Here is a 24,138-nt window from a genome sequence, read left to right as displayed (position 1 = left end):
CGGGCGAGACGGGTGAAAGAGTAAAGCTGCCCGGACGCTGGCGGCATCGGCGTCGAGCGACCATAATGCCGCTCCGAATCATCTCCCTCCAAATTCTCCCCCCAGCCGTGCAATCAATCATGTCACGAATTCTCTTGATCGCGTCCCTCGCGTTGGTGGCGATTCCGCTCTCCGCAGGCGAATACCTGAACGGCATCACCTGGCAGGCTCCCCCGGTCGTCCAGCCCGGGCCCAGCGCGGCCGACCCGCCGTCCGATGCCATCGTCCTGTTCGACGGGACCGACATGTCGAAGTGGAAAAACGGTGAAAACTGGCCGGTCGCCGATGGGGTGGTGACGGTCGGCAAGGGCCAGATCGTCACCAAAGACGAGTTCGGCGATTGCCAAGTTCACATCGAATGGTCGGCCCCGAATCCTGCCAAGGGAAACGGTCAGGGCCGCGGCAACAGCGGACTGTTTTTGATGGGCACCTATGAAATCCAAATCCTGGATTCCTACCAGGCCGAAACCTATCACGACGGCCAGGCCGGTGCGATCTACAAACAAACACCTCCGATGGCCAACGCAATGCGTGCCCCCGGCCAGTGGAACACCTACGACATCATCTGGACCGCGCCGCGGTTTCATGATGACGGATCGTTGAAGTCGCCGGCTTACATCACCGCGATCCACAACGGCGTGGTCATCCAGAATCATTTTGAGCTGCTCGGCGATACGCCGTACAACCGCCCGCCGGCCTACAAGGCGCACCCGCCCCGAGGTCCGATTTCGATCCAAGACCACGGCAATCCGGTCCGGTTCCGTAACATCTGGGTGCGCGAACTGACGCCGGTCAAGGGCGAACCAACCCGCAAACCGTACATCCGTGACGGGCAGAAAGAAACGCCAATCGAATGACGATCATCACGAAACAACCACTCGACCGATTGAGCGTCGATGACTACTTCGACGTGCTTTCGTCCTGGTTGGATTTGGAAGCGGAAGCCGAACGCGCCCGGATGGCGCTGCGACGGCAGATGCGAAACACCCGCGACGCCGAACGGACCGGTGAGACGATTCTGGGGTTGCAACTTCAAGACCACCAGACGGGGCTGGCCGGACGGTTTCTGTTCGATTTTGCCAAAGCCGGCGGGAAACCGTTGCCGCTGAATCGATTGAAAGTCGGTTCGCCGGTCGTGATTTCCGATGCCGACGATCCGGGCGACCAGGGGATCGCGGGCGTCGTCAGTCGGCGCAGCCAATCGGTGATCCAGGTGGCTTCGGAAAAGTGGCCCGACGCCAGGTACTTTCGCCTGGATCTTTCACCCGATGAAACCACGCGTCGCCGACAGCTTGCGGCGATGGCGTCGGCCCGCTGCGCCAGCGGACGGGCCAAGCAGATGCGTGACCTGTTGCTGGGCCAGCGTCCGATCCGTTACGGCGATCCGGACCCGATCGAATTCCGCAGCGATTTGAACCCGCCACAGCGGGACGCAGTCCTGTTTGCGTTGGCCGCACCCGACGTGGCAATTTTGCATGGACCGCCCGGCACCGGCAAAACGACGACGCTGGCCGAAGTCATCTATCAAGCGGTGATGCGTGGCGACCGCGTGTTGGCCTGTGCCCCCAGCAACACCGCGGTGGACAATTTGCTGGAACGGTTGGTCGCGATGATGCCCAACGTGCTGCGGGTCGGCCACCCGGCACGCGTCTTCGAATCGCTGCGCGGCCACACGCTGGACGAACTCGTCGACGCCGACCCGTCGTCGGCGGTGATCCGCGATATGCGCCGCGAGTTATCCGAACTGATGCGATCGGCGGCGCGGTCGCATCGCGGGCGGGACGGAAAAAAGCGACGCAGTTTGCTGTACTCCACCGCCGGTGATCTCCGCGGCCAAATCCGATCGCTGGAACGAAGCGTCGTCCGAGGCGTCATCGAAGGGTCCGACGTGATCTGCACCACGACGACGATCGACGAAGACCTGTTGGGGGACGCACGGTTCGATTTGGTCGTCATCGACGAAGCCTGCCAGTGCACCGAATCGAGTGTCTGGCAGGCGGTCTTGCGCGCCGACATGGTCGTCATGGCCGGCGATCACTGCCAGCTTCCGCCGACGGTGCTGTCCGACCAGGCGGCGGCCGAAGGGATGCGCGATTCGATGATGCATCGGTTAATCGAACGCGAAGGCCAAGCGATCTATCGGCGACTGACGGTGCAGTACCGCATGAACGAACCGATCATGGAGTTCTCTTCACAAGAGTTCTATGACGATTCGCTGATCGCCGATCGCAGCGTTGCCGAGCATCGTTTGTGCGATCTTGCGGGCGTCCAGCCGTCGCCGATGACCGAACAGCCGTTGATGTTGGTCGACACGGCCGGAGCCAACCTGAACGAAGAACTGGAACGCGACGGCGAAAGCAAACTCAATCCGGGCGAAGGCAAGCTGGTCACCCGGTTCGCGACCGAATTGATCGAGGCCGGAGTCCAGCCGGATCAAATCGCCATCATCGCACCCTACGCGGCGCAAGTGCGCTGGCTCCGCAATCGCCCGGAATTGCGTGACGTCGAAATCGACACCGTCGATGGTTTCCAGGGCCGAGAAAAGGAAGTCGTCTTGATCACGCTGACACGCAGCAACGATCGCGGCGAAATCGGCTTCCTGGCCGACACCCGGCGGACCAACGTCGCGCTGACCCGCGCCCGACGAAAGCTGATCGTGATCGGCGATAGCGCCACCCTGGGCGGCAACGAATTCTACCGCCGAATGCTCGAGTACTTCGAAGCACAAGGCGCCTATCGAAGCGTGTTCGAATTCGGCAGTGACTGAATCGTGTGGCGTTAGCTTCCAGCTTGCGGTGTCGGAATCGCAAGCTGGAAGCTTACGCCACTAATCGTCCGCTGGTTGCTTCCCGACCACACTACACACCGCCAGGATCGCGATCGCGGGCATGATCGGGGCTCGCATCCGTAAATTGCTCCAGTAGACCGCGTGCACGCCCGTCAGCGTGATCGCCAATAACCAGATCGCCCACCAGCGTCCGGCAAAGACTCGGCGGCGATGGCGCACGACCGTGACGATCACCGCGACATAAAGCGCGATGTAAAACACGCCGACGGCCAAAGCAGCCGGCGTGGAACGCCCCGCAACCGCATGCGGAAACGGGCTCCACAAACGCCCCACACGCACGACCACCGACCATGCAAACACAGACGGGTGCCGCGTGATCGTGGCCACGGCCGATTCATAGCACAACCGATCATCGTCAAACTCCGAGACCGTTGCGTCGTAACTCGGTGCCCCGGTCCAATCGCGCCGCCAAAACGCCGCCTCGCGCGGGTCCCCCTCGTAGCGATGCGCGTACGCATTCAAGAACGACGTGGCATCCCAGGCTTGTCCGAATTGCCCTTCGGAAAGATAGCGATAGAACGACTCGTTGTTGGCCAATAACAACGTGTACCCGCCATGGGTCGTGGCCCAGATCGGGTGCCCCAGGACGCGCGTGTTCCGCCAGGTCCAACCGCCGACCGCGAGAGCAACGATCGAAGCGATCAACAGCGCCGATCGCACACCGCGTCGGTTTCGAAAACGGATTGGCGTGGCGAGAACCAGCAGCACCGCCCAGACCAAAAATGTCGGCCGGCAGAGGTACGCCAACGCGAGCAAGCTCCCGATTCCCAGTGGGAAAAAGATCGAAGCACGCTGCCCGGTGGTGGTCGCATCCTCGGCGTCCCACCGGCTCCACATCCAGATCACCGCGACCGTTAGAGTCGCGGCCAGCGTTTCGGTCATCACTTCGACCGATTGCCGCAACAAAATCGGATCGATCGCCGTCAGGAGAGCCGCGGCCAAACCCAAGCGGTCGCCGGAATCGCAAGCGGGAAGCTTACGCCACGCTTGCAGACCGTCAGTCGTTCTTCCGGCGGCCCTCAGTTGCACCACGTAGTGTCGGGTGGCAAGGAAAACGAAGCAGGACGTCAGTGCGGCCAACACCAGGTGCAGCGTTGCGACGGCCAATCGCGATGCTTGTCCGCCGGGCATGCCGATCGACAGCAACCAGGGATACAGCGGCGGCCGAAACGCGATCGGTCGTGTCGATCCGTCCGCCCCGGTCAATCCAAAAACTCCCGATTGCCGGAGCGTTTTTGCGATCACGCGATAGGCATCCGGATCGGCGGCGAATGCATCGGGATCAAGAAACGTCGCCAGACCTCGAATCGACAGCGTCAGCCCGATGGCCAACAGCAGCATTCGCAGGGTCGATCGAGAGGGCAAGGGAACGGCTCTGGGGTAACAACCTGGACGCGACAACGCGGGACGGACCCCGACAATTCTATCAGTCTGGTCGACCGTCGGGCATGCCGGTTCACAGCGTTTACGTTGGCTCTCAAGGTGTTAGGACCGTCGAAAGAATCGGTGGCGGGGATTGATTGTGGGATAGGCTTCCAGCCTGTCGTTTTCGCCATGACAGGCTGGAAGCCTATCCCACTTATACTTCCGACGGTCGATCAGCGTGGGGGGATGACCTCCCGACGCATGCTTGACGAGTCCTAGGGCGTCCACGTAGCCTGTCGCGATGCAGTTCTTGATTCAATACGCGATTCGTTGGCGATTGGTCCTGATGGCCCTCGGCATCGTGACCCTGGCCGGCGCGTATCCCGTCTCCACCCGATTGACGACCGAACAGAGCGTGTCGTCGTTGTTTGGTGATGAAGACGTCACGTTGCAGCAGTACGAAAACCTGAAGCGTTGGTTCGGCGAAGACGATGTGTTGGTGCTGATGTACCGCGACGAAGCGCTGCCGACGCCAGGCGGCATCGAGCGAAGCCGCCAATTGACCGAAAAGGTCAGGGCGCTAAAGGGAGTCACCGCGACCCTCTCGCCTTGGGTGCTCAACGAAGCGGCCGAGGGCATGAATCAAACCAAGTTGCTCCCCTTCGGACTCGGAGAGGCAGCGCCGGCCGACAAGACTCCGGCACTGATGCGTCCCGATGACCCGGTCGGCAAGGGACTGAGCGACATCTTTTCCGGCTACACGCATTCGGCGGACTATTCGCACGCGGCCGTCGTGGTGATGATCGACGACCGGCAAACCGCGTCGACCGTCGCGGGGCTGCGCGACATCACGGCCTGGTGGTCCGGACAACACATGGTCCGCGACGTTTCCCTGGTCGGCGAACCCGTGCTTGTCGACGAAGCGTTCGCGCTGGTGCGGCGCGACGGTGCGCGATTGGCGCTTGTGACCGTCGCGTTGTTATCGCTGGTGTTGACCCTGGCGCTGTGGGACCTGCGATTGGTGCTGCTGTTGGCGCTCGTGATCGGGTGGTCGGTCGTGATCACCAAAGCGACGATGTTTTTGGCCGGCATCTCGTTGTCGTTGATCGCATCCATTTTGACGGCCATCGTCACGGTGGTGGCGGTCACCGCGGTGCTGCACTTGGGCGTTCGCTATCACAGTCGTCGCGGACGCGGGTTTTCCCAGATCGAATCGACCGAAGAAGTCATGCAACGGATGGCCGCGCCGATCTTTTGGACGTGCGCGACCGATGCGGCGGGATTCGCCGCGCTCTGGTTTTCGGAAATCCTGCCCGTGCGTCAGTTCGGATTGATGGTTGCACTGGCGGCGATGAACGTGTTTGTTGCGATCTTGCTGTTCACGCCAACTTGTTTGATGCTTCCCGAACTTCGTTGGATTCGGCGCATCGTGCCGACACGACATCTGCTGACGCGCACCTTGCGTCGACTTTGCTTTCGCGTCGCCGCCTGGTTTGCGGGGCATCGCAAATGGACCGTTTCCGGTGCGGCCGTCGTGATGGCCGTTGCCGTGGTTGCCGTCACGCGGGGAGAAACCGAAACCAGTTTTCTACGCAACTTTCGCGTCGACAGCACCATCGTCCAGGATTACGGCAACGTCGAAAACAACTTGGGGGGAGCCGGCGTCTGGGACCTGGTGCTCGACGTGCCGGCGACCCTGTCCAATCCCTTTCTGTTGCAGGTGCAAACGCTTCAACGCGACCTGCTCGGCGAACTCGGCGGCGATGCGGGGCTGAGCAAGGCGATCAGTATCGCCGATGCCACCGAAGTCCTGGGGCGTTCGTCCGCCGGAAAATGGATGCCGGCATCGGTACGGATCGCCGCCATGCGGACTCGTTTGCCAACCTTCATCGGGGCGTTGATCTCAGATCCGATCGGCGAACCGCCGCAACGCCGCAAGCTGAGGATCATGTTGCGCAGCGCCGAGGGGTTGCCGGCAGACACCAAACGCACGCTGATCGCCGACGTGCAACGCATCGCGGCGGAACATTTGCAACGCTGGGAAGCGGAGTCCGAGCGCACCACAACCGATCAAGCGCTGTCCGATCAAACGCCGTCCGATCAAACGCTGGCTGATCCATCCTTGTCCGAGCGCGTGACCGTGACGGGGTACTACGTGATCATGACTCGCTTGGTCGACCAGCTGGTGTCGGACCAATGGCGCTGCTTTCTCGTTTCGGCGCTGTTGATATGGCTGCTGATGGGCATCGCCACCCGCAGTCTGCGTCTGGCGACGGCGGCGTTGGTGCCCAACCTGCTTCCCGCCTTTTTGGTTCTGGCAACCGTTTCGCTCGGCGGCGGCCGGATCAACATGGGCGCCGCGATGATCGCCGCGGTCTCGGTGGGGCTGTCCATCGACGGTTCGGTGCATCTCTTGACGGTTTATCGACGTCGACGATCGATCGGCCGCAACCCCGGCCAGGCCTGTGTTTCCGCGGCCGGCAACATCGGTGCCCCCGTGATGTTGGCCACCTTTGCGCTGGTCGCGGGATTCAGCGTGCTTTCGACCAGCGAATTCATTCCCACGGCGACCTTCGGGACGCTGGTCGCATGGACGTTGGTGATCGGAACGCTGATCAACTTAAGCGTCCTGCCGGCGCTGGTTCGCAGTTTGGATCGCTAAACGTGGGATAGGCTTCCAGCCTGGGTCACTTCGGCCGGCGCTCTTCCAGCCACGGTTGCTCGGGGACCCACTCGGGATGCTGCCGCGCCCACTCCGGTTCCGGGAACCAGCGCAAGCCGCTGACCCGCGGATAGGTCTCCCACACGTTCGCCTTGTCGGGCGCAGTGACGCGGACGTCTCCGGTACGACGCAGGTAGCGATCGAGCAGGTTGGACAGACGGTCTCGAATCTCGCCGAACGTCGGATCGGCGGCCAGATTGTGGATACAATCGGGGTCGTCGACGATGTTGTACAGTTCTTCGCCGGGGCGCAAGCCGACCGACCCTTGCATCAGCCGAGCGACGTCCGGTCGATCTTGGTTGGCGATCATCCAGTCCAGCGTCGGGCAGGCATCGATATCGTGATAGCCGCCGTCGGCCGGCCCCAATTCGTAGCTGACCAGCTTGCCCGATTCGTCGAATTTGGCGCGGTCGTATTTCTGTGGCGTCCCGGCGGGAAACCGTTCGGGCGCGAAGTTGCGGATATAGAGATGCGTGTCGGTCCGGACGCAGCGACAGGGATACCCCAGCGTGCGAAACCGCGACGACGAGTGACGTTCGCGACCACTGAAAACTGCCTCTCGGGGCGCCGCGACTTTGTCCGCTCGGTCACTGTATCGGGGCAACAGGTTGATTCCCGGCATCTGATCGGCTTGCTCGGGCACGACGCCCGCAGCGGCAAAAAGGGTGCGCGTCACATCGATCAAACTGACCAGGTCATCGGTGTCTTGGCCGGCGGGAATTCTCGCCGGCCAGGCGATCGCCAGCGGCATGTGAATCCCGTACTCGTACAAATTCGCTTTGGCGCGGGGGAACGACATGCCGTTGTCGCTGGTGACGATCACCAGCGTGTTGTCCAGCTGGCCGTCTCGCTGCAGCCGATCGAGCATGCGTCCCAAGTGCGAATCGAACCATTGGATCTCGTACATGTAATCGGCGATGTCGCTGCGGATTTCCGGTTCGTCGGGCAGAAACTTGGGCACCGAGATCGCGTCGGTGTCGACGCCGTTTGCTTTACCCAACCCCTTGCCGAACACGCGGTGGGGTTCGGAAGCGCCGAACCAAAAACAAAACGGTTGGTCGTCGCCGCGGGCATCGAGGAAGTCGTCGAAATTTGCGGCGTAGTCGTTCGAGGAGATGCCCTTGGGCGCCTTCAGTTTTCGCTTACCATACGATTTGCCCGCAGGGTTGTGGGGCCAACCGACGGCCTTGCCCGGCGCCCATCCCTTGCCCGTCATCCCGACGTGGTAGCCGCTCTGTTCCAGCTGGCTGGTGAAGACCGGCAAGTCGGTGGGAAAGTAACTGGCGTGTGTCCCGGCTTCACGGATTTGCCAGATCTCGCGGCCGGTCAGAAAAGCGGCCCGCATCGGGCTGCAACCTGGCGCCGGTGTGAACGCGTTTTGAAACAACACGCCGGCTTTGGCCACGCGATCGAAACTCGGCGTCCGAATCGCGGCGTCGCCGTAGGCCGATGCGTGGGGATAGGACTGGTCATCGGAGATCGCGATCAAGATATTGGGACGCCGGGTCTGGGCCTGGCAGACCGACGGGGGCACCGCCGCCCATCCGCAAAGGAAAACAACCAGACCGACGAGCCTTCGTATTTCAATCAACCAACCGGAACGTGTCATCAGGGAGTCGCTTTATCGGGGGAGTGTGGTTTCGAGGGTGTCAATCAAATGCGTGGCAGGACGCGCTGACGTTTACGGAATTTGAGCGGAGTTTCACCGATGTGTTTTTTGAACTGTTGCGTGAACGCGCTTTGGTCGCAGAAACCGAATTTCACGGAGATGTCTCCGACGCTCAGATCGGAATTGATCAGCGCGTCACTGGCCGCTTTGATCCGCGTCTTGGCCAAAAACTCTTGCACGTTCAACCCGAACAGTTCCACGAACCGGCGATGCAGCTGGCGTGACGAAACTCCGGCGATCGCCGCCAGTTCGTTGACGCCGATCTTGCGATCCAGATTTTGGTGGATGTGATTCAGGATGTCGTCGATTTGCGAGTAAGCTTGGATCTCGGCACGCGCGCCATTGTAATCCCGCACCGTCCCCATCACCCCGATCACTTCGCCACGGGTGCTGCGGACCGGCAGCTTGGTGGTGACGAACCAGTCCAACAGACGATGTTCGGTGTACCAAATCTCGACGCGATTGATCAACGGCCGGCCGGTTTCGATCACCGCCCGATCGTCGCGGACAAACTCGTCGGCAAGCTGTGCGGGAAAGTGTTCATAGTCGGTGGTCCCGATGATTTCGGCTTCGCTGGACACCCCCAGCCGATTCAGGATGGCGGAGCTGACCGCCATCATCCGGCTTTGGGCATCCTTGACGAAAAAGTAGACGTCCGGGAGATACGTGAACAGTTGCTGAAATTGCTGGGGACCACCCATCGCCTCAAAAAACTGTTCTTGAAGCTGACGGGGGCTACCGGACGAGGATGCAGTCATTTTTTCGGTCGTCTATGCGATACACAGGGTGGAGGGCACAGGGTGGAGGGCTCACTCTTGTCGACAATACGCAACTGAATTGTAACCGATCCGTCCGGGAAAGCCTGACTGGGTATCGACGCCGGCTTGCGGTAGAATTGGGGCGCACGGCACCACGCTGAACGCGACAGACGCCTGCCACGACAGCATGGCAGGGGCGTGGCGTCGGCAGCCGGCCATTTCCGTGCGCCCACCCAACACCCTCCCCACCCCTCTCGTGAGACTCCGTTCCATGCGAATACTATCCGTTGCGTTTGTCTTGTTGTGCCTGGTCGTTGCCGGGCTGAAGGTCGGCGATGACGCCGGTTCCCAAGTCGCCCTGTTCGCGAACAATTTCTTGGAACAGCTGGACGACGACCAGAAATCGACCGCGACGATGCCCTACGACAGCGACAAACGCGTCGATTGGCACTTCATCCCCAAAAAGACTCGCAAAGGGCTGATGCTTCGCAACATGAATGAGTCCCAACGGGTCTCCGCGTTGCGGATGCTTCGCAGCGCCCTCAGCGAAGCCGGCTACGGAAAGGCCAGCAAGATCATGTTGCTCGAAGGCGTGTTGAGGGAATTGGAGGGGGAAGACCGCAACTGGGAACGGGATCCGCACAAATACTTTGTGACGATCTTCGGCACACCCGGCGACGAAGGCAAATGGGGCCTCAGTTTCGAAGGGCACCACCTGTCGATGAATTTCAGTTTCCGTGACGGCGCGCTGGTCGACAGCACCCCGCAATTTTTCGCCGCCAATCCCGCCACCGTGATGGACGAAGTTTCCGGTCCTCTGGGCAAGGGAACGCGCGTGCTGCGCGACGAAGAACAACTCGCGTTTGATCTGGTCGCCTCGCTCGAAACGAGCCAGAAAGACATCGCGATCATCGACCAAGACGCGCCCGATGAAATCCGCTTTGCGGGCGAAGCTCAAGCAGACGTCGAGGAACCGGTCGGCATCACCTATCGGGAACTGAGCGATGAGTCCAAGGCGTTGCTGACCAAACTGGTCAACACCTACATCGACGCCGTCACCGAACCGGTCGCCAACGAGCGTCGTGCCCAGATCGAAGAAGACGGCTGGGACGAAGTCCATTTCGCCTGGGCGGGACCCACCAAGCCGGGCATCGGTCATTATTACCGAGTGCAGGGAAAACGGTTCTTGATCGAGTTCGTCAACACTCAAGCCGATGCCGCCGGCAACCCCGCCAACCATATCCATTGCGTCTGGCGCGACCTGTCCGGCGATTTCGATTTGACGCCGTAGACGCTCGGTTACCGCGTGAACGTGTTGGGATCTGCTGAGTCAATGGTGAGCCGCTGGCCGTAAGGCCCCGGGCAGCGTCGCAGTGCCCGGCCGCTTACGCGTCGCGGCTCACAAAATCGACAGCCCGCGAGCCGTCCGGTCGCGTTTCAAAAACACTGTGAAAGACCGGAGGGCTCGCGCCCTACCGCTAACAAAAAAACCGCTTGGCGTCAAAGTAGATGGCAAGGGGCGCGCCCATTCAACCTGCCGACAGCAACGCGTACAGCCCCACCAAGGTCTTGGCATCGCGGATTTTTCCTCCGGCGATCCAATCTCGAATTTCATCCCGCGTCGCGATCCGATTGACAATCGACTCGGTCGCTTCGCGGTCGGGATCGCCGGCGACCAGTTCGGTCGCTCGGTACAGATGCATCAGTTCGTCGCAGATGCCCGGCGCAGAATAGAACTCATGGATCAATTCCAGCTTGCCCGCCCGGTAGCCGGTTTCTTCGATCAACTCTCGCGCGGCCGTCACCAGAGCCTCTTCGCCCGGTTCACGCGTTCCGGCCGGGAGTTCCAACAGCGTCTCGCCCACCGTCGGTCGCGTGTTTTCGATCAGAACGACGCGGCCGTCGTCGAGGATCGGAAGCAAAACGACCGCACCGGGATGGCGGATCACCTCCCGTTGATAAAGCCGGCCGTCGTCGCCGGTCAACGTCATCCGGTGAACGTTGAACCTGGCACCCTTTAAAAGCATCGGTTCTGCGGGATCGTCGTCTCGGATCATCGGTCGTCAACCATTTTGTCAGCATGTTGTCTTGGTTCGTCAGCCGGATATGTTACGCGAGCCCTGCGTTTTTGGACAATCCACCGCCTGCCTCACCCATCCTCCACACCAAGGAAACATGTTCGGATTTCTCAATTGCGACAAGCCGATCGGCTTTTCATCACGCGACCTGGTCAACATCGTCCAGGGACGACTGCGCGGACGAAAGGTCAAGGTGGGGCACTGCGGCACGCTCGATCCGCTGGCCAGCGGCGTGCTGGTCGTCGGCGTCGGACCGGCCGCCCGGCTGACCCCCTTCGTGCACGAAGCGTCCAAAAGCTATCACGCGACGTTTCGATTGGCCGCCGAAAGTCCGACCGGCGACATGGAATTTGAACCCACCGTGTATCCCGACCATCCGATCCCGACCGCCCAGGAACTCGCTTCGGCGTGTCGAACCCTGACAGGAAGCATCGAGCAGATCCCGCCGGCTTATTCGGCCATCAAAGTCGACGGCAAACGGGCTTATCTGATGGCCCGCGAAGGACAGGACGTGGTGATGCCGCCGCGGCAGGTTCACGTCGAAGCGATCGAAATCCTCTCCTATCACTACCCCGATCTGCAGCTGCAAATCACCTGCGGAACCGGTACCTACATTCGCACCCTGGGCATGGATCTCGCCAAAGCGGTGGGCACCGTCGCGGTGATGACTTCGTTGGTCCGCACGCGCGTCGGCGAGTTCTCGATCTCGGATTCCGTTTCGGAAACGCAGCTCCGTGAAAACGAAATCGAGTCCATGCTGTTGCCCGCGGCGATCGGTGTTTCGCACTTGCCCCGAATGATCGTCCATCCGGACGAATGCAAACGCCTAGCCAACGGGTTGTGTCTCGGCTCGCGACAACCCGACACGCCGGGTGTCGCGGATGGAGATCCCGAGCATGTTGCGGCGATCACCCCGGACGGGCATCTCAAAGCGATCTTGATCCAGAAGCAATCGAGCTGGTGCCCCAAGCGAGTCTTCCCCGGTTAAGCCGTCCGCCCGTGTTGGGGTCCCGACTGGTTCCCAGGCTCTGCCATCATCAGGACCACCCGCAGGCAGATGGGGCAAAACAATCCCCGCCCCGATCAACACCAATTCACCACTCTACCCGCAGACATCCTCGCCGCCATGGTCCCACCCCCCGCGACCCCCTGGCTCGCGATTTCTGCCACCCCCATCATTCTGCCACCCCCATCATTCTGCCACCCCCATCATTCTGCCACCCCCATCATTCTGCCCCCATCGTTTTGCCCCCATCGTTCTGCCCCCATCATTCTGCCCCCATCGTTTTGCCCCCATCGTTTTGCCCCCATCGTTTTGCCCCCATCATTCTGCCCCCATCGTTCTGCCCCTCCCGTCATTCCCCCCGACGAATTCCCTTACGAGCCGGCACTCCAAATTGAGGGTTGCCGGTCAGAACGGCGGGATTGCGTAGGAACGCCGCAACGGTGAACTACTTTGATGACTCGCACACCCGTTATCCGAACAGGAGCCGTTGACGTGATCAGTGATTGGGCATTGGACCAGCCTCGGCCGACCGACTTTGTGGATCCCTACTTCTTTATTTCCCACCGCGGCCTGTCGGAGATCACCTTCGTCAGCCCTTCGGTCGAAAAGGTGTTGGGCTACGCCCCGAATGCGATGGCGGGGCGGTCTTACGAATCGTTCCTTTGCCAGGGCGACCCGCTCAACGACGATGTCGCCGAATGCCAGCACGCGGACCTCAGCGGTGGCGGCAGCCTTCACACCCTGCGCTGTGTTCGAGACGCGACGGGCAATCCCCGCATCCTCTCCGTCTACACCGTCGGCATTGCCCAGCACGAAGGCGGCCCGATCGTGCGACGCCACCATCTGGCGCGAGATGTGACCGAGAGTGTTCGCCGACACATGCAGAGGATCCAGCAACTCGAATCGCTCGAGCATGCCGCCAGCCAAATGACGGATCAGGAACGCGCCGTTGCCGAGCGGATCATGCAAGGCAAGATGAATCGTGTGATCGGACGCGAGTTGGACATTTCAGATCGAACCGTCGAACGCCGTCGAGCCGCGATCATGAAACACTTCCACGCAACGACCCTTGCCGAATTGATCTCCAAGCTCGCGCAGCTCGAATTGCTTCGCGAATGGACCAAGACTGATGCGGACACGCAGTGGAAAACGGCACGCAATGCAGACCAGGTCTCCGCCTTGGCGGTTTAAGAGGGATCGGTTTCGAGACGCCCGGTTCCGCAAGACCGGAGGGCTTGCGGGCTGTCGATTTAGTCGGGATCTGCTGAGTCAACGGTGAGCCGCTGGCCGTAAGGCCTCGGGCAGCGTCGCAATGCCCGGCCGCTTACGCGTCGCGGCTCACAAAAACGACAGCCCGCTTGCGCCCTGCCGCTACCATCCGTGCGTCGTCGTTAGCGGAACGGCGTGAGCCGTCCGGTCTTACCCCAAGTTTAAGATCGTGACCGAGCACTACGGCGAGACGCCCCCCAGCCAATACCGCGCTGCCTGTCGCTTCAATTCCGATGCACCGATCAGGAATGTCTCTTGACGTTCTCCGGTCCAGCGATCGGAAACACGTTTCACCTTCACACGGATCGCCTGGCCCAAATCGTGTCGCTCGGCAAGCCGGACGGCCAGATCAAGCTGATACCTGGCTTGCGGATAAATCGGCACCCACCGCCTCTCCAGAGACCATTGCCCGATGTCCAAGTCATGCCACCGATCACCATCCGGGTCGTCCAAAAAGGCGAAGACGTCACTCGGCATCCGATCGATCGCCGAAGAATGGATTTGGATTTCGGCGCGGCTGTTGTGCGGCGAGTAAAGCGCCCACGAGGTCCAGTGATCCCAATACCCCGATCGTTCGGCCAGGGGCAAAAGCAACGCCGCGACAACGGCCAATCGAATCGGCCAGCAGAGCAACCGCGGGGCCGGTGGCGGTTCGTGCAAATCGGACCGCTCCATCGGTCGCGGGGAAACGACGAACAACAGCGCACCCTGGATGGCCAGCAAACCGTTCCATGCCAACACGCCCAAGCTGTGCGAGAGCGACCACGGGCCGAGCAACCCGATCAACGTCACGTGCATCGCGATGGCGCAAACGCCCCCGATTCGGCGTGTTCGCGGCAACGCCAACGCAATCGCGATCGCAAGCTCGCCGATCGGCAGCGCCAAGGCAAATCGGGTCGCCGTCGCATCACCAACGCCACCGATCGGCGCGGCCAGCGCTTGGACCATTTGATGTCCAACGGTGTGGATGAATTGATAATCAAACTTGCCCGACGCGCTGTAGAAATAGATGCTGATCGCGATCGCAATCACCCAGCGACGGCCTTCCCGCCAGGACATCCCGGCCAGCAGGACGGCATACAGCAACGACTGATAGGCCCAGGGTTGCAATCGATGTTGGTCCAGCACAATCAAGATCGCAAGCGCCGCGGCAACGCCCCACCAACACCGTCGGTCGGCGCCACGGTAGACGACCGCAACCAAACCGATCACCAGCACCGCCAGTGCGACCGACTCCACCGCGGCAACCAACCATTCGGCAGCGGGAACCGCGATCCAAGGGACGCGTGGAAAACCGGGGTCGCGCCCCCAGGGCGGGATCCAGATCGGAAACGTGACCAGGATCAAGACCACCAGCCCCGTCGCCCAGACCCGGGCAAACCGGTTGGCTGCAATCGGCGGCATCGACTCCGTCGCGGGTGCATCGGTGGCGGTGGTGTTGGAGGAAAGCGTCAAGAGTCAGACGTTGGGTTGGAATGCGAAAGCGGTCGGCCGCCAAGCGGCACGCGTCGGACAACGAGGTTACACTACCGCGTTCTAATTCCCCAGCACCTTTCGGAGCATCATCATGCGGCTGTCTCAATCCATCGTCCTGCTGGTTGTCAGCAACCTTCTGTGGAGCGTTGGCGCCAACGCTCAGTATGAGACCGAAGACGGCTATCAGTCGCTGTTCAACGGCGAAGACCTCTCCGGTTGGGTGATCCCCGACGGCGACAACGGCCATTGGAAAGTCGTCGCCGGCGTCATCGACTACGACGCACGCAGCGAGGCAACCGGCGACCGAAACCTGAAGACCGCCGCGGAGTACGGCGACTTCATCTTGAAGATCGATTGGCGGATCAAAGAAGCCTCCGGGTCCTACGACGTCCCGATCGTGCTCGGCGACGGAAGCTACCTGACCGATGCCGCCGGCCAGAAACTGACGATCAAGATGCCCAATGCCGACTCGGGGATCTACCTGCGCGGGCATCCCCAAGCGCAGCTGAACATCTGGCATTGGCCGGTCGGTTCGGGCGAGGTGTATGGGATTCGCAACAACCCCAACACGCCGCCGGAAATCCGCGCCGGCGTCACCCCGCGGATCAACGCCGACAAACCGATCGGGGAGTGGAATTCGTTTGTGATCATTTTGATCGGAGACAGGGTCACGGTGCTCTTGAATGACCACCTGGTTCTGGAGCAGGCGAAATTGCCGGGCATTCCAGAACGGGGCCCGATCGTGTTGCAGCACCACGGCGGGCCCGGAAAAGACGGCAAACTCAAACCCGCATCCAGTCTGGTTCAATTCAAGAACATCTGGATCAAGCCGTTAGAGCGTTGATGCGGCAAAACCACGCAATCAACTCCGCATTTTTTGTGGTGTGGAGCAATCGCGAGGAGCCGCGGACAAATATTTGACACCAGCTTGTGGAGGGGTTATTGTCGCAGTCCTCCCAACTCCTGCAACCGCTACGGTCTGGTCACTGACCCCTCGGCCCGATCTCCCCATCATGAGACGCTTCATGTCGCTCCGTCAATTTCCTCGGAGAGGTTCCGTTCCTCGTGCCTCGGTTTCTTCGCGTCAACGCCGACGGGTTTTGGTAGAGCAACTCGAATCGCGGCAGTTGCTTGCCGGGGATACGGCATTCGCCGACGCACTCCCGACGGCGGAACAAGCCCAGTTTGGTAACACGGTGTTGACCCAGGAGGGACGTGAAGTCTGTCTGGCATTTAAGTCGACCGGGCTTGCCGAAGGCGAACTGGCACCGCCACCGCTGGAGGCTGACGGCGACGTCGACCTGTCGGTTCTGATTCTGAACCAGCCCACCGGGCCGCTAGCACCGGGCGCCGCGTTCAGCTCGGAGATCACGTTCGAAAACAGCGTCGGCTTTGGCGACGCCACCGCATCGACTTTAGCCGTGACCTTTGACGCCGGGCTGACGGGTATCCAATGGGAACGAGAAGTCATTCGTGCCCAACCGGCGGTGATCGCGGCTGCCGATTTAGATACAAGCAGCGGCATCTCACTGCCGGGCGTTGAGGCCGGCGACCGCTCAGGTTTCTCGGTCTCCGGCTCGGGAGACTTCAATAACGATGGAATCGACGACTTCATCATTGGTGCCACCGAACCGGACATCTCTGGCAGCGGACAAAACGGTGAAATCTACGTCGTTTTTGGTTCGGACACCGGGTTCCCTGCCCAGATTGATCTGGCAACGTTGGCGTCAGCGGACGGGCTCACCATCCACGGTGCGAGTGCCGGAAGCAACGCTGGCACGTCCGTCGACAACGCCGGTGACATCAACGGCGACAACATCGACGACCTGATCATCGGGGCTCCCGGGGCCGACCCCGGCGGCTTGTCCGATGCCGGGCAGGTGTTCGTCGTTTACGGCAAGCCGACGCTCGGGGGCCAATTGGACTTGGCGACCTTGGCAAGCACCGATGGTGTCTCCATCGCCGGACTCGGTGCAGAAGATGCACTCGGCACCAGCGTCTCCGGTGCGGAAGACGTCAACGGTGACGGGATCGCGGACATCATCATCGGTGCGCCTGGAAAGTCAGTTCCGACGCCTGGCGGCTCGGCCGGCGAACGTGACACCGTCGGTGCCGCTTACGTCGTATTCGGTTCCGCATCGTTGGGCGCAACCGTCGACTTGGCAGCGTTGACGGGGCCGAACGGTTTTGAAATCTCCACCGCCGGCGTCGGCGATTTGTTGGGCATCAGCGTCGACGCGGCCGGTGACATCAACAATGACGGAGCCGATGACGTGGTCATCGGTGCGGTGGAGTCGTCTTTCAACGGTGGTGATGATTCCGGACGCGTTTACGTGGTCTACGGAAAGGTTCCTGCGGACCCCGCCTTCACCTCACCGATCAGTGTCACCGCTCTCGATGGGAACAACGGATTTTCCATCGACGCACCGCGAGCCGGACACAACTTCGGCACCGGCGTCGCCGGGATCGGCGACTTCAACAACGATGGAATCGACGATCTGTTGATGGCCGATGCGATCTTCGTCCCACCTGTCGGAGACACCGTCGCGTCACGCAGTTATGTCTTGTATGGCAACAACACCTTCGCCGCGGACCTCGACATTTCGGGATTGAACGGAACCGCGGGCTTGGTCATCGACGCGCCGACGCCAGATTATCCGTTGTCCATGCGTGTCAGCGGTGCCGGTGATGTCAACGGCGATGGGACTCCAGACCTGTTGGTCGGACTTCCCGAGGCCACCATCCAGGAACCAGGTGATCCCCCGACGCAAACGACTCTACCCGGCGGCGGTTACGTCATCTTCGGCAGTAGCGGACTGTCATCGCCGATCGGCCTGGAGACGCTCGACGGCACCAACGGGTTCCTGATCGAAGGACGCGACGCACTGTTGTCGGAGCTTGCCGGCGATGCCGTCGGGGCCGCCGGTGACGTGAACGATGATGGATTTGACGATCTGATCATCGGGGCTCCCTTCGCATCACCGTCCAGCAAGATCCTCGCCGGCGAAAGCTATGTCGTCTTTGGTCGCGGTTCGACGACCACCAACGGAGCCGGCGCGATCAACGAAATCCTGGACCTCGGACCCGGCGACAAAGTGATCTACCGCGTCACGGCAACCATCGCCGCCGGAGCGACCAGCCCAACAACCGTCGCGGCGACGGCAACGGCCGGAGCCGGCATCGTGGATACCAACACCGGCAACAACACGGCCTCCGCTGAGACGACGATTGTTCCCCCACCCGCGGTCGAATCGATACAGATCAACGACGGAAGTCCGACTCGGTCACAGATCACTTCGGTGACGGTGACGTTTGACTCGGTAGTGGACGAAACCACACTGGACAATGCCTTTCAAATTACCCAGGTTGACACCGGAACCCCCGTTGGTACAATTAACGTCGCGAAGGACACCACTAGTGTTCCCGGCAAGACGATCGCAACGTTAACGTTTGCCGGGGCGTCGACAGTGGCGAGGGAGGGAGTAGGAGCTCTCGGAAATTCACTCGCAGACGGGAATTATAAGCTAGATATCCTTGCTGCAAATGTAGTTAGCGGCGGGACGCCAATGGCGGCCGACTATGAATTCGGCGGGCATAACGCGGCTGTTCCAGCAGCAGATAATGACGATTTTTTCAGGCTCTATGGCGATGGGAACGGCGATGGGGTTGTTGATACGATAGATTTATTCGATCACTTCGCACCGGCGTTTCAATTTGGAACGCCACGCCCTGATATGGATGGCGAGGGCAACGGCGTGATTGACACACTTGATTTGTTCGACTTCTTCGGCGTTGCATTCTCCTCACAAGCTGCTCGACCCTAATTTTTTTCTTCCTAAGCGTAGTCATCACGAGACTCTAATATGATGCGATTGATTACCTGTCTTTGCCTGTTCGTTGCAATGGGCACGGTGTGCCATTCTGCAATCGTCTACGACCTGTTTCTTCGCACGTCGCGTGGTGATTCACTTGATTTAGAATACAACGTCGCGCCTCAGGATCAGTTGCTTGCAGACGTGATTCTAAGAGAGACTGTTACTGCACCGGACGATCCCAACATAGGTGCAACAGGATTAGGCGCGTTCGGGTTTATGATTAGCTCAACGGGAGGCGATGGAACGTTCTCGATCACATCGCGACCCAACTTTCAATTAACGACTTTTAATACTGATGATACTGTCGGTGGAGCGAATATCTTCGGCGTTGTGGCACCGACCACTGATCGCGGAAATGGAGTATTTGAGTCTACGCTGGCGACTGTCCAGCTGACCGCACCGACTGCCGGCCGAACTGTATTCGAGCTGCTTGACCCCCGAAGCGGAGCAAGTGATTTTGCTGGAGTGGGTGCCGGGAAGAATATCGATGACGCGTCGATTCGAACGAGATCGTTGTCGTTGATCACCGCGGTTCCTGAACCGTCATCGCTAGCTTTCTTGACCGCGGTCGGAACTGCCTGCGTTGTGGGAAGAAGAAAACGTCGTCTTGCGTAGTCGATCGAGCAACTAACCCGGGGTGCGCTACGCGACCCCGGGCTGTGTTGTTTCACCGCTCTGCGGTGTGACGCCGACGGCGTCTGTGAATTGACGCACGCCACACGGCCCGCATCGCGGCCGTCACGCCAGCGGCGTGCCACAACAAAGCTTGGGGTCGCGGTAGCGCCCCCCAAGTCCCGTCGCCACCGGGCCGCCAACCCCAACGGGGTTGAACACGACGCACCCGCCGATTCACCGACGCCGTTCGCGCCGGCCGACCCTTGTTGAACCCCGTTGGGGTTCCCTGACATGATTGGCAACCTACCCGGGGTGCGCTTCGCGACCCCGGGCTGTGTTGTTTCACCGCTCCGCGGTGTGACGCCGACGGCGTCTGTGAATTGACGCACGCCTCACGGCCCGCGTCGCGGCCACCACGCCAGCGGCGTGTCACACAACAAAGCTTGGGGTCGCGGTAGCGCACCCCAAGTCCCCGTCGCCACCGGGCCGCCAACCCCAACCGGGTTGAACACGACGCACCCGCCGATTCACCGACGCCGTTCGCGCCGGCCGTGCATTGTTGAACCCCGTTGGGGTTCCCTGCCATGATTGGCAACCTACCCGGGGTGCGCTCCGCGACCCCGGGCTGTGCTGTTTCACCGCTCCGCGGTGTGACGCCGACGGCGTCTGTGAATTGACGCACGCCACACGGTCCGCATCGCGGCCGTCACCCCAGCGGCGTGCCACAACAAAGCTTGGGGTCGCGATAGCGCACCCCAAGTCCCGTCCGCCACCGGGCCGCCAACCCCAACGGGGTTGAACACGACGCACCCGCCGATTCACCAACGCCGTTCGCGCCGGCCGTGCATTGTTGAACCCCGTTGGGGTTCCCTGCCATGATTGGCAACCTACCCGGGGTGCGCTCCGCGACCCCGGGCTGTGTTGTTTCACCGCTCTGCGGTGTGACGCCGACGGCGTCTGTGAATTGACGCACGCCACACGGCCCGCATCGCGGCCGTCACGCCAGCGGCGTGCCACAACAAAGCTTGGGGTCGCGATAGCGCACCCCAAGTCCCGTCCGCCACCGGGCCACCAACCCCAACGGGGTTGAACACGATTCGACACCCCCAAACTGGCAGATTTTTTTTGCTAAAGACGCCGCTGATGCTATACAGATCAATCAAATGGAATTTGCGGCGGTTGGATCACATGGCAAATCACTGGAGGCGATCAAGTGGGGCAATCACTGGTTCAAATCTACGTCCACCTCATCTATTCGACGAAGTGCCGAAGGCCCTTCTTGAAGGACCCTGAATTTCGGCAACGGCTGTTCGCGTACAAAGCTGGTATCTGCAACAAACAAGGTTGCCCGGCCGTGATCATAGGTGGAGTCGAAGACCATGTTCACTTGTTATGCCGGCTCGGCAAGACGATCGACATCGCAAAATTCGTCCAGTCACTCAAGCGCCCGAGCAGTGATTGGATCAAAGAAGAATCGTCCATCAGGAATTTCTATTGGCAAACGGGCTATGGTGCGTTTTCGATCAGCCCTGGACACGTCGACGGATTGACGGAGTACATCCGCGACCAGGAAATTCATCATCGCAAAGAATCGTTCCAAGACGAGTTTCGGAGGATTTGCAAACGCTACCAGATTGAAATCGACGAACGGTACGTCTGGGATTGAATACGGTGCACCCGCCGATTCACCGACGCCGTTCGCGCCGGCCGACCCTTGTTGAACCCCGCTGGGGTTCCCTGCCATGATTGGCAACTAACCCGGGGTGCGCTCCGCGACCCCGGGCTGTGTTGTTTCACCGCTCCGCAGTGTGACGCCGACGGCGTCTGTGAATTGACCCACGCCACACGGCCCGCATCGCGGCCGTCACGCCAGCGGCGTGCCACAACAAAGCTTGGGGTCGCGATAGCGCACCCCAAGTCTCGCCCACCTCCAGGCCGCCAACCCCAACGGGGTTGAACATGACTACAACGCTTCTTCCTCGCCCGCGGGGAGTTCCAAGACGGGCTCGCCCCAGTCGGCGAAAAACGGCTCGCCGCAAGACTCGCATTGGACTTCGGTTCCCAACTGTTGATCGTCGATGACTTGCGGGATGCCCTTGCACTCGACACGCACCTTGCCCGGCTCGGCCGCCATGGCCTTTAAGTGCACCGGATCCACGCCCGCCACTTCAATGTCCTCCGGTTCCAACGTCGTCAACAACTCTCGCGTCACCTCTTCGACCGTCGCGACCCGATTGGCCAATCGGCGAACACTGCGTTCGAGACTGTTACGCGAAGTCCGTCCGTTGCCGAAATGCCGATCGCGTTTGGCGTACAAGTAGGTGAATCCGCGCAGCAGTCGACGACGTGATTCGGTCGGCAGGGCGTACTTTGACTTGTTGGCGATCAACTCAAAGATCCGGCACAACGCTTCGGGCGAATAATCCGAGAACTGCATCGTCGTCCCGACGCGACTGCTCAGCCCCGGATTGCTGCGGATCATCTGCCGCATCTCCACGGGATATCCCGCCAGGATCACGACCAATCGGTCGCGTTGATCTTCCATGCGTTTGAGCAGCGTCTGAATCGCTTCGCGGCCGTACTGGTCTTGGCCGCTCTCGTCGATCAACGTGTAGGCTTCGTCGATAAACAACACGCCGTCGAGTGCTTCGTCGATCTTGGCATTGGTCTTGGGTCCGGTTTGTCCGGCGTATTCGGCGACCAGCCCGCTGCGATCGGTTTCCACCAGATGACCTTTTTCCAAAATCCCCAGCGCCCCATAGATCTCGGCGATGATGCGAGCGACCGTCGTCTTGCCGGTTCCCGGGTTGCCGACAAAGGCCATGTGCAAACTGGGACGTGATGTCGGCAAATCCAGCTCTTTGCGGCGACGCTCCATCGCCAAAAAATTGGTCAACGTCGTGATCTGGTCTTTGATGTTCTCCAATCCGACCAGGCTGTCCAGCTTGGCCTTGGCATCGGCCAGCCGCTGTTCGGGTGTCCGTTCATCGATCGGTTGGTCGTCGCTTGCGCGGTCATCCGGCCTGGGGGCGGCGACGGTTCCCACGGCTCCGCCCGGGCCGGCAACCGGAGTCGGTTTCTCGGCGGCGGTCGGCCCGACGCCTTCCCGGAGCCGCTTGGCTTCTTCGCGCAACCACTTCAGGGCATCGCGCGCGTTGGACGTGTCGGTCTCGCTGACCAACGTTTCCGGCGCGCGGCCGCGGGCGATATCGAATTGTTGCTTCATCCAATCGATCCGTTCGTTGTCCGACGCGCTGACCGTTCCGTCGACCGACGTCAACAGGGTTGCCATCCGCATGGCCACTGTTTCCAGTTCGCCCCAGTGGCCGCGGAGTTCCGGCAGTTCGACGAACGGACGCACCAAGTCCGACCACTGGAAATCATCTGCCGCTCGAATCAGCCAATCAACGGCTTCGTGCAGTTGGCTGCCCAGCACCGATTTGCCCCAAATGTGTTCCAGCAACACGCGGCCGAGTTGCCGCTGTTCCAGGTTCTTGGCACTCGCGTCGGGCACAACGGTCGCGAAGACTTTCATCAGGAATCCCTGATGCAGCTCATTCATCTGCTCTGCGAGCGACGCCGCATCGGGATCATCACCGCCTCCCAGCCAGCCGTAGGATCCGCGTACCAGTTGGCCCCCTTCGATGTACAGGGCTTGGGTCTCATCGAGGGCTTCGCGATAGAGCCGGATGGATTCGATGATCCTATCGTCGCTAGGTCGTGACATGGTCTGGGGATTCCATAGAGTGAGATTGTTACGCCAGTGCGTCCTGCCATTCCCGCGACAGTTCGGGGAGATGCATGAGAGCGTGAACGGCCATCCGATCGACTTCGCGTCCGTACAGGACATCGTTCGCGCGGGCGACGGTCCATTCGGCGTTGGGCCGGCTGATCAATTCCAGTTCCGCCCCCGATGTCAATGAACCACCCGTGATGACCCGCACGTACCATCCGGTGCGCCCCGTCTGAGTGACCTCTTTGGTCATCGACTTGGTCTGCCAACGCCGCGCGATTTTCCAGCACGGCTGACGAGGTTGGCTGACCTCCAGGACACACTCGCCGGATCGGAAACGATCACCGATGCACACGCCCGACTCGGTCACACCGCCAAGTGTCAAGTTTTCACCGAAACCGCCGGCCGAAAACTGGAGCTGGGGATGTTCATCGGCCCACGATTGATAGTGAACGCCGGCGTAGCACAGGATCGCCTTGTCCGGGCCGCCGTGATTTTTCGTGTCGGCGACCTGGTCACCGACGATGCCCAATTCATTGATCGAGACCGCTCCGGCGACACTCGATTTTCGAAACGCACTTGTCCACCGGCGAGAAATCGCATCACGTGTGTTCGGATCACCCTCGGTCACCACTTTCCCAACTTGTATCGATTCGATCGTGATCATTTACGTTACAGTGGAACG

General features: G+C 60.8%; 17 protein-coding genes. 10 read left to right on the top strand and 7 right to left on the bottom strand.

What is annotated here, in order from left to right:
- The first annotated feature begins 119 nt into the window (after window positions 1-119).
- Window positions 120-896 (top strand): 3-keto-disaccharide hydrolase, encoded by a 777-nt coding sequence (locus tag Enr13x_RS06860; RefSeq protein WP_145385319.1) that lies wholly within the window; start codon window positions 120-122, stop codon window positions 894-896.
- The gene (locus tag Enr13x_RS06855; RefSeq protein ID WP_145385318.1) at window positions 893-2,806 is read left to right on the top strand and encodes an AAA domain-containing protein; all 1,914 of its coding nucleotides are present in this window, start codon (window positions 893-895) and stop codon (window positions 2,804-2,806) included. Before Enr13x_RS06860 ends, Enr13x_RS06855 begins: the two co-directional genes overlap by 4 nt.
- A 60-nt stretch (window positions 2,807-2,866) precedes the next feature.
- On the opposite strand, the gene Enr13x_RS06850 is transcribed toward Enr13x_RS06855, so the two are convergent.
- On the bottom strand, window positions 2,867-4,252 hold the full coding sequence (locus Enr13x_RS06850) for a hypothetical protein (RefSeq protein WP_145385317.1): 1,386 nt from the start codon (window positions 4,250-4,252) through the stop codon (window positions 2,867-2,869).
- A 301-nt stretch (window positions 4,253-4,553) separates the two neighbouring features.
- On the opposite strand from Enr13x_RS06850, the gene Enr13x_RS06845 reads away from it, so the two are divergent.
- Window positions 4,554-6,914: an efflux RND transporter permease subunit gene (locus Enr13x_RS06845; protein ID WP_145385316.1), complete on the top strand. Its 2,361-nt coding sequence runs from the start codon at window positions 4,554-4,556 to the stop codon at window positions 6,912-6,914.
- Window positions 6,915-6,939: 25 nt separating this feature from the next.
- Here Enr13x_RS06845 and Enr13x_RS06840 read toward each other — a convergent pair whose 3' ends face one another.
- Together Enr13x_RS06840 and Enr13x_RS06835 are read right to left on the bottom strand one after the other, a co-directional pair.
- Window positions 6,940-8,583 carry a sulfatase family protein gene (locus Enr13x_RS06840; protein WP_145385315.1) on the bottom strand — a complete coding sequence of 548 codons (1,644 nt, stop codon included), beginning with the start codon at window positions 8,581-8,583 and terminating at the stop codon, window positions 6,940-6,942.
- A 44-nt stretch (window positions 8,584-8,627) separates the two neighbouring features.
- The gene (locus Enr13x_RS06835; RefSeq protein WP_231744135.1) at window positions 8,628-9,401 is read right to left on the bottom strand and encodes an AraC family transcriptional regulator; all 774 of its coding nucleotides are present in this window, start codon (window positions 9,399-9,401) and stop codon (window positions 8,628-8,630) included.
- 271 nt (window positions 9,402-9,672) lie between these two features.
- Between Enr13x_RS06835 and Enr13x_RS06830 the strand changes: the two genes are divergently transcribed.
- Window positions 9,673-10,692 (top strand): DUF3500 domain-containing protein, encoded by a 1,020-nt coding sequence (locus Enr13x_RS06830; protein ID WP_145385314.1) that lies wholly within the window; start codon window positions 9,673-9,675, stop codon window positions 10,690-10,692.
- 238 nt (window positions 10,693-10,930) lie between these two features.
- Here Enr13x_RS06830 and Enr13x_RS06825 read toward each other — a convergent pair whose 3' ends face one another.
- A complete protein-coding gene (locus Enr13x_RS06825) occupies window positions 10,931-11,458 on the bottom strand; it encodes an NUDIX hydrolase (RefSeq protein ID WP_145385313.1) in 528 nt (175 codons plus the stop codon).
- A 118-nt stretch (window positions 11,459-11,576) separates the two neighbouring features.
- Between Enr13x_RS06825 and truB the strand changes: the two genes are divergently transcribed.
- On the top strand, window positions 11,577-12,467 hold the full coding sequence (gene truB, locus Enr13x_RS06820; protein WP_197455850.1) for a tRNA pseudouridine(55) synthase TruB: 891 nt from the start codon (window positions 11,577-11,579) through the stop codon (window positions 12,465-12,467).
- 471 nt (window positions 12,468-12,938) lie between these two features.
- Window positions 12,939-13,676, top strand: coding sequence for a LuxR C-terminal-related transcriptional regulator (locus Enr13x_RS06815; RefSeq protein WP_145385311.1), 738 nt, complete (start codon window positions 12,939-12,941; stop codon window positions 13,674-13,676).
- A 258-nt stretch (window positions 13,677-13,934) separates the two neighbouring features.
- Here the strand turns inward: Enr13x_RS06815 and Enr13x_RS06810 are convergent, their stop codons facing one another.
- Window positions 13,935-15,209 (bottom strand): hypothetical protein, encoded by a 1,275-nt coding sequence (locus Enr13x_RS06810; protein ID WP_145385310.1) that lies wholly within the window; start codon window positions 15,207-15,209, stop codon window positions 13,935-13,937.
- A 112-nt stretch (window positions 15,210-15,321) separates the two neighbouring features.
- On the opposite strand from Enr13x_RS06810, the gene Enr13x_RS06805 reads away from it, so the two are divergent.
- From Enr13x_RS06805 to Enr13x_RS06790, 4 genes are all read left to right on the top strand, one after another.
- The gene (locus tag Enr13x_RS06805) at window positions 15,322-16,074 is read left to right on the top strand and encodes a 3-keto-disaccharide hydrolase (RefSeq protein ID WP_145385309.1); all 753 of its coding nucleotides are present in this window, start codon (window positions 15,322-15,324) and stop codon (window positions 16,072-16,074) included.
- A gap of 256 nt (window positions 16,075-16,330) precedes the next feature.
- On the top strand, window positions 16,331-19,054 hold the full coding sequence (locus Enr13x_RS06800) for a beta strand repeat-containing protein (RefSeq protein ID WP_197455849.1): 2,724 nt from the start codon (window positions 16,331-16,333) through the stop codon (window positions 19,052-19,054).
- 39 nt (window positions 19,055-19,093) lie between these two features.
- A complete protein-coding gene (locus tag Enr13x_RS06795; RefSeq protein ID WP_145385307.1) occupies window positions 19,094-19,720 on the top strand; it encodes a PEP-CTERM sorting domain-containing protein in 627 nt (208 codons plus the stop codon).
- Window positions 19,721-20,933: 1,213 nt separating this feature from the next.
- Entirely contained in the window at window positions 20,934-21,386 is a 453-nt protein-coding gene (locus tag Enr13x_RS06790) for a transposase (protein WP_145385306.1), read from the top strand.
- A gap of 297 nt (window positions 21,387-21,683) precedes the next feature.
- On the opposite strand, the gene Enr13x_RS06785 is transcribed toward Enr13x_RS06790, so the two are convergent.
- Window positions 21,684-23,447 carry an AAA family ATPase gene (locus tag Enr13x_RS06785; RefSeq protein ID WP_145385305.1) on the bottom strand — a complete coding sequence of 588 codons (1,764 nt, stop codon included), beginning with the start codon at window positions 23,445-23,447 and terminating at the stop codon, window positions 21,684-21,686.
- Window positions 23,448-23,475: 28 nt separating this feature from the next.
- Complete coding sequence (locus Enr13x_RS06780) at window positions 23,476-24,120, bottom strand: MOSC domain-containing protein (RefSeq protein WP_145385304.1); 645 nt, start codon at window positions 24,118-24,120, stop codon at window positions 23,476-23,478.
- Between the last annotated feature and the right edge of the window lie 18 nt (window positions 24,121-24,138).

The sequence above is a fragment of the Stieleria neptunia genome, from assembly GCF_007754155.1.
In the GTDB taxonomy this organism is placed as follows: Bacteria; Planctomycetota; Planctomycetia; order Pirellulales; family Pirellulaceae; genus Stieleria; species Stieleria neptunia.
Note: the sequence above shows the minus strand (reverse complement) of the source record. Positions and strands in the feature narration are given on the sequence as shown.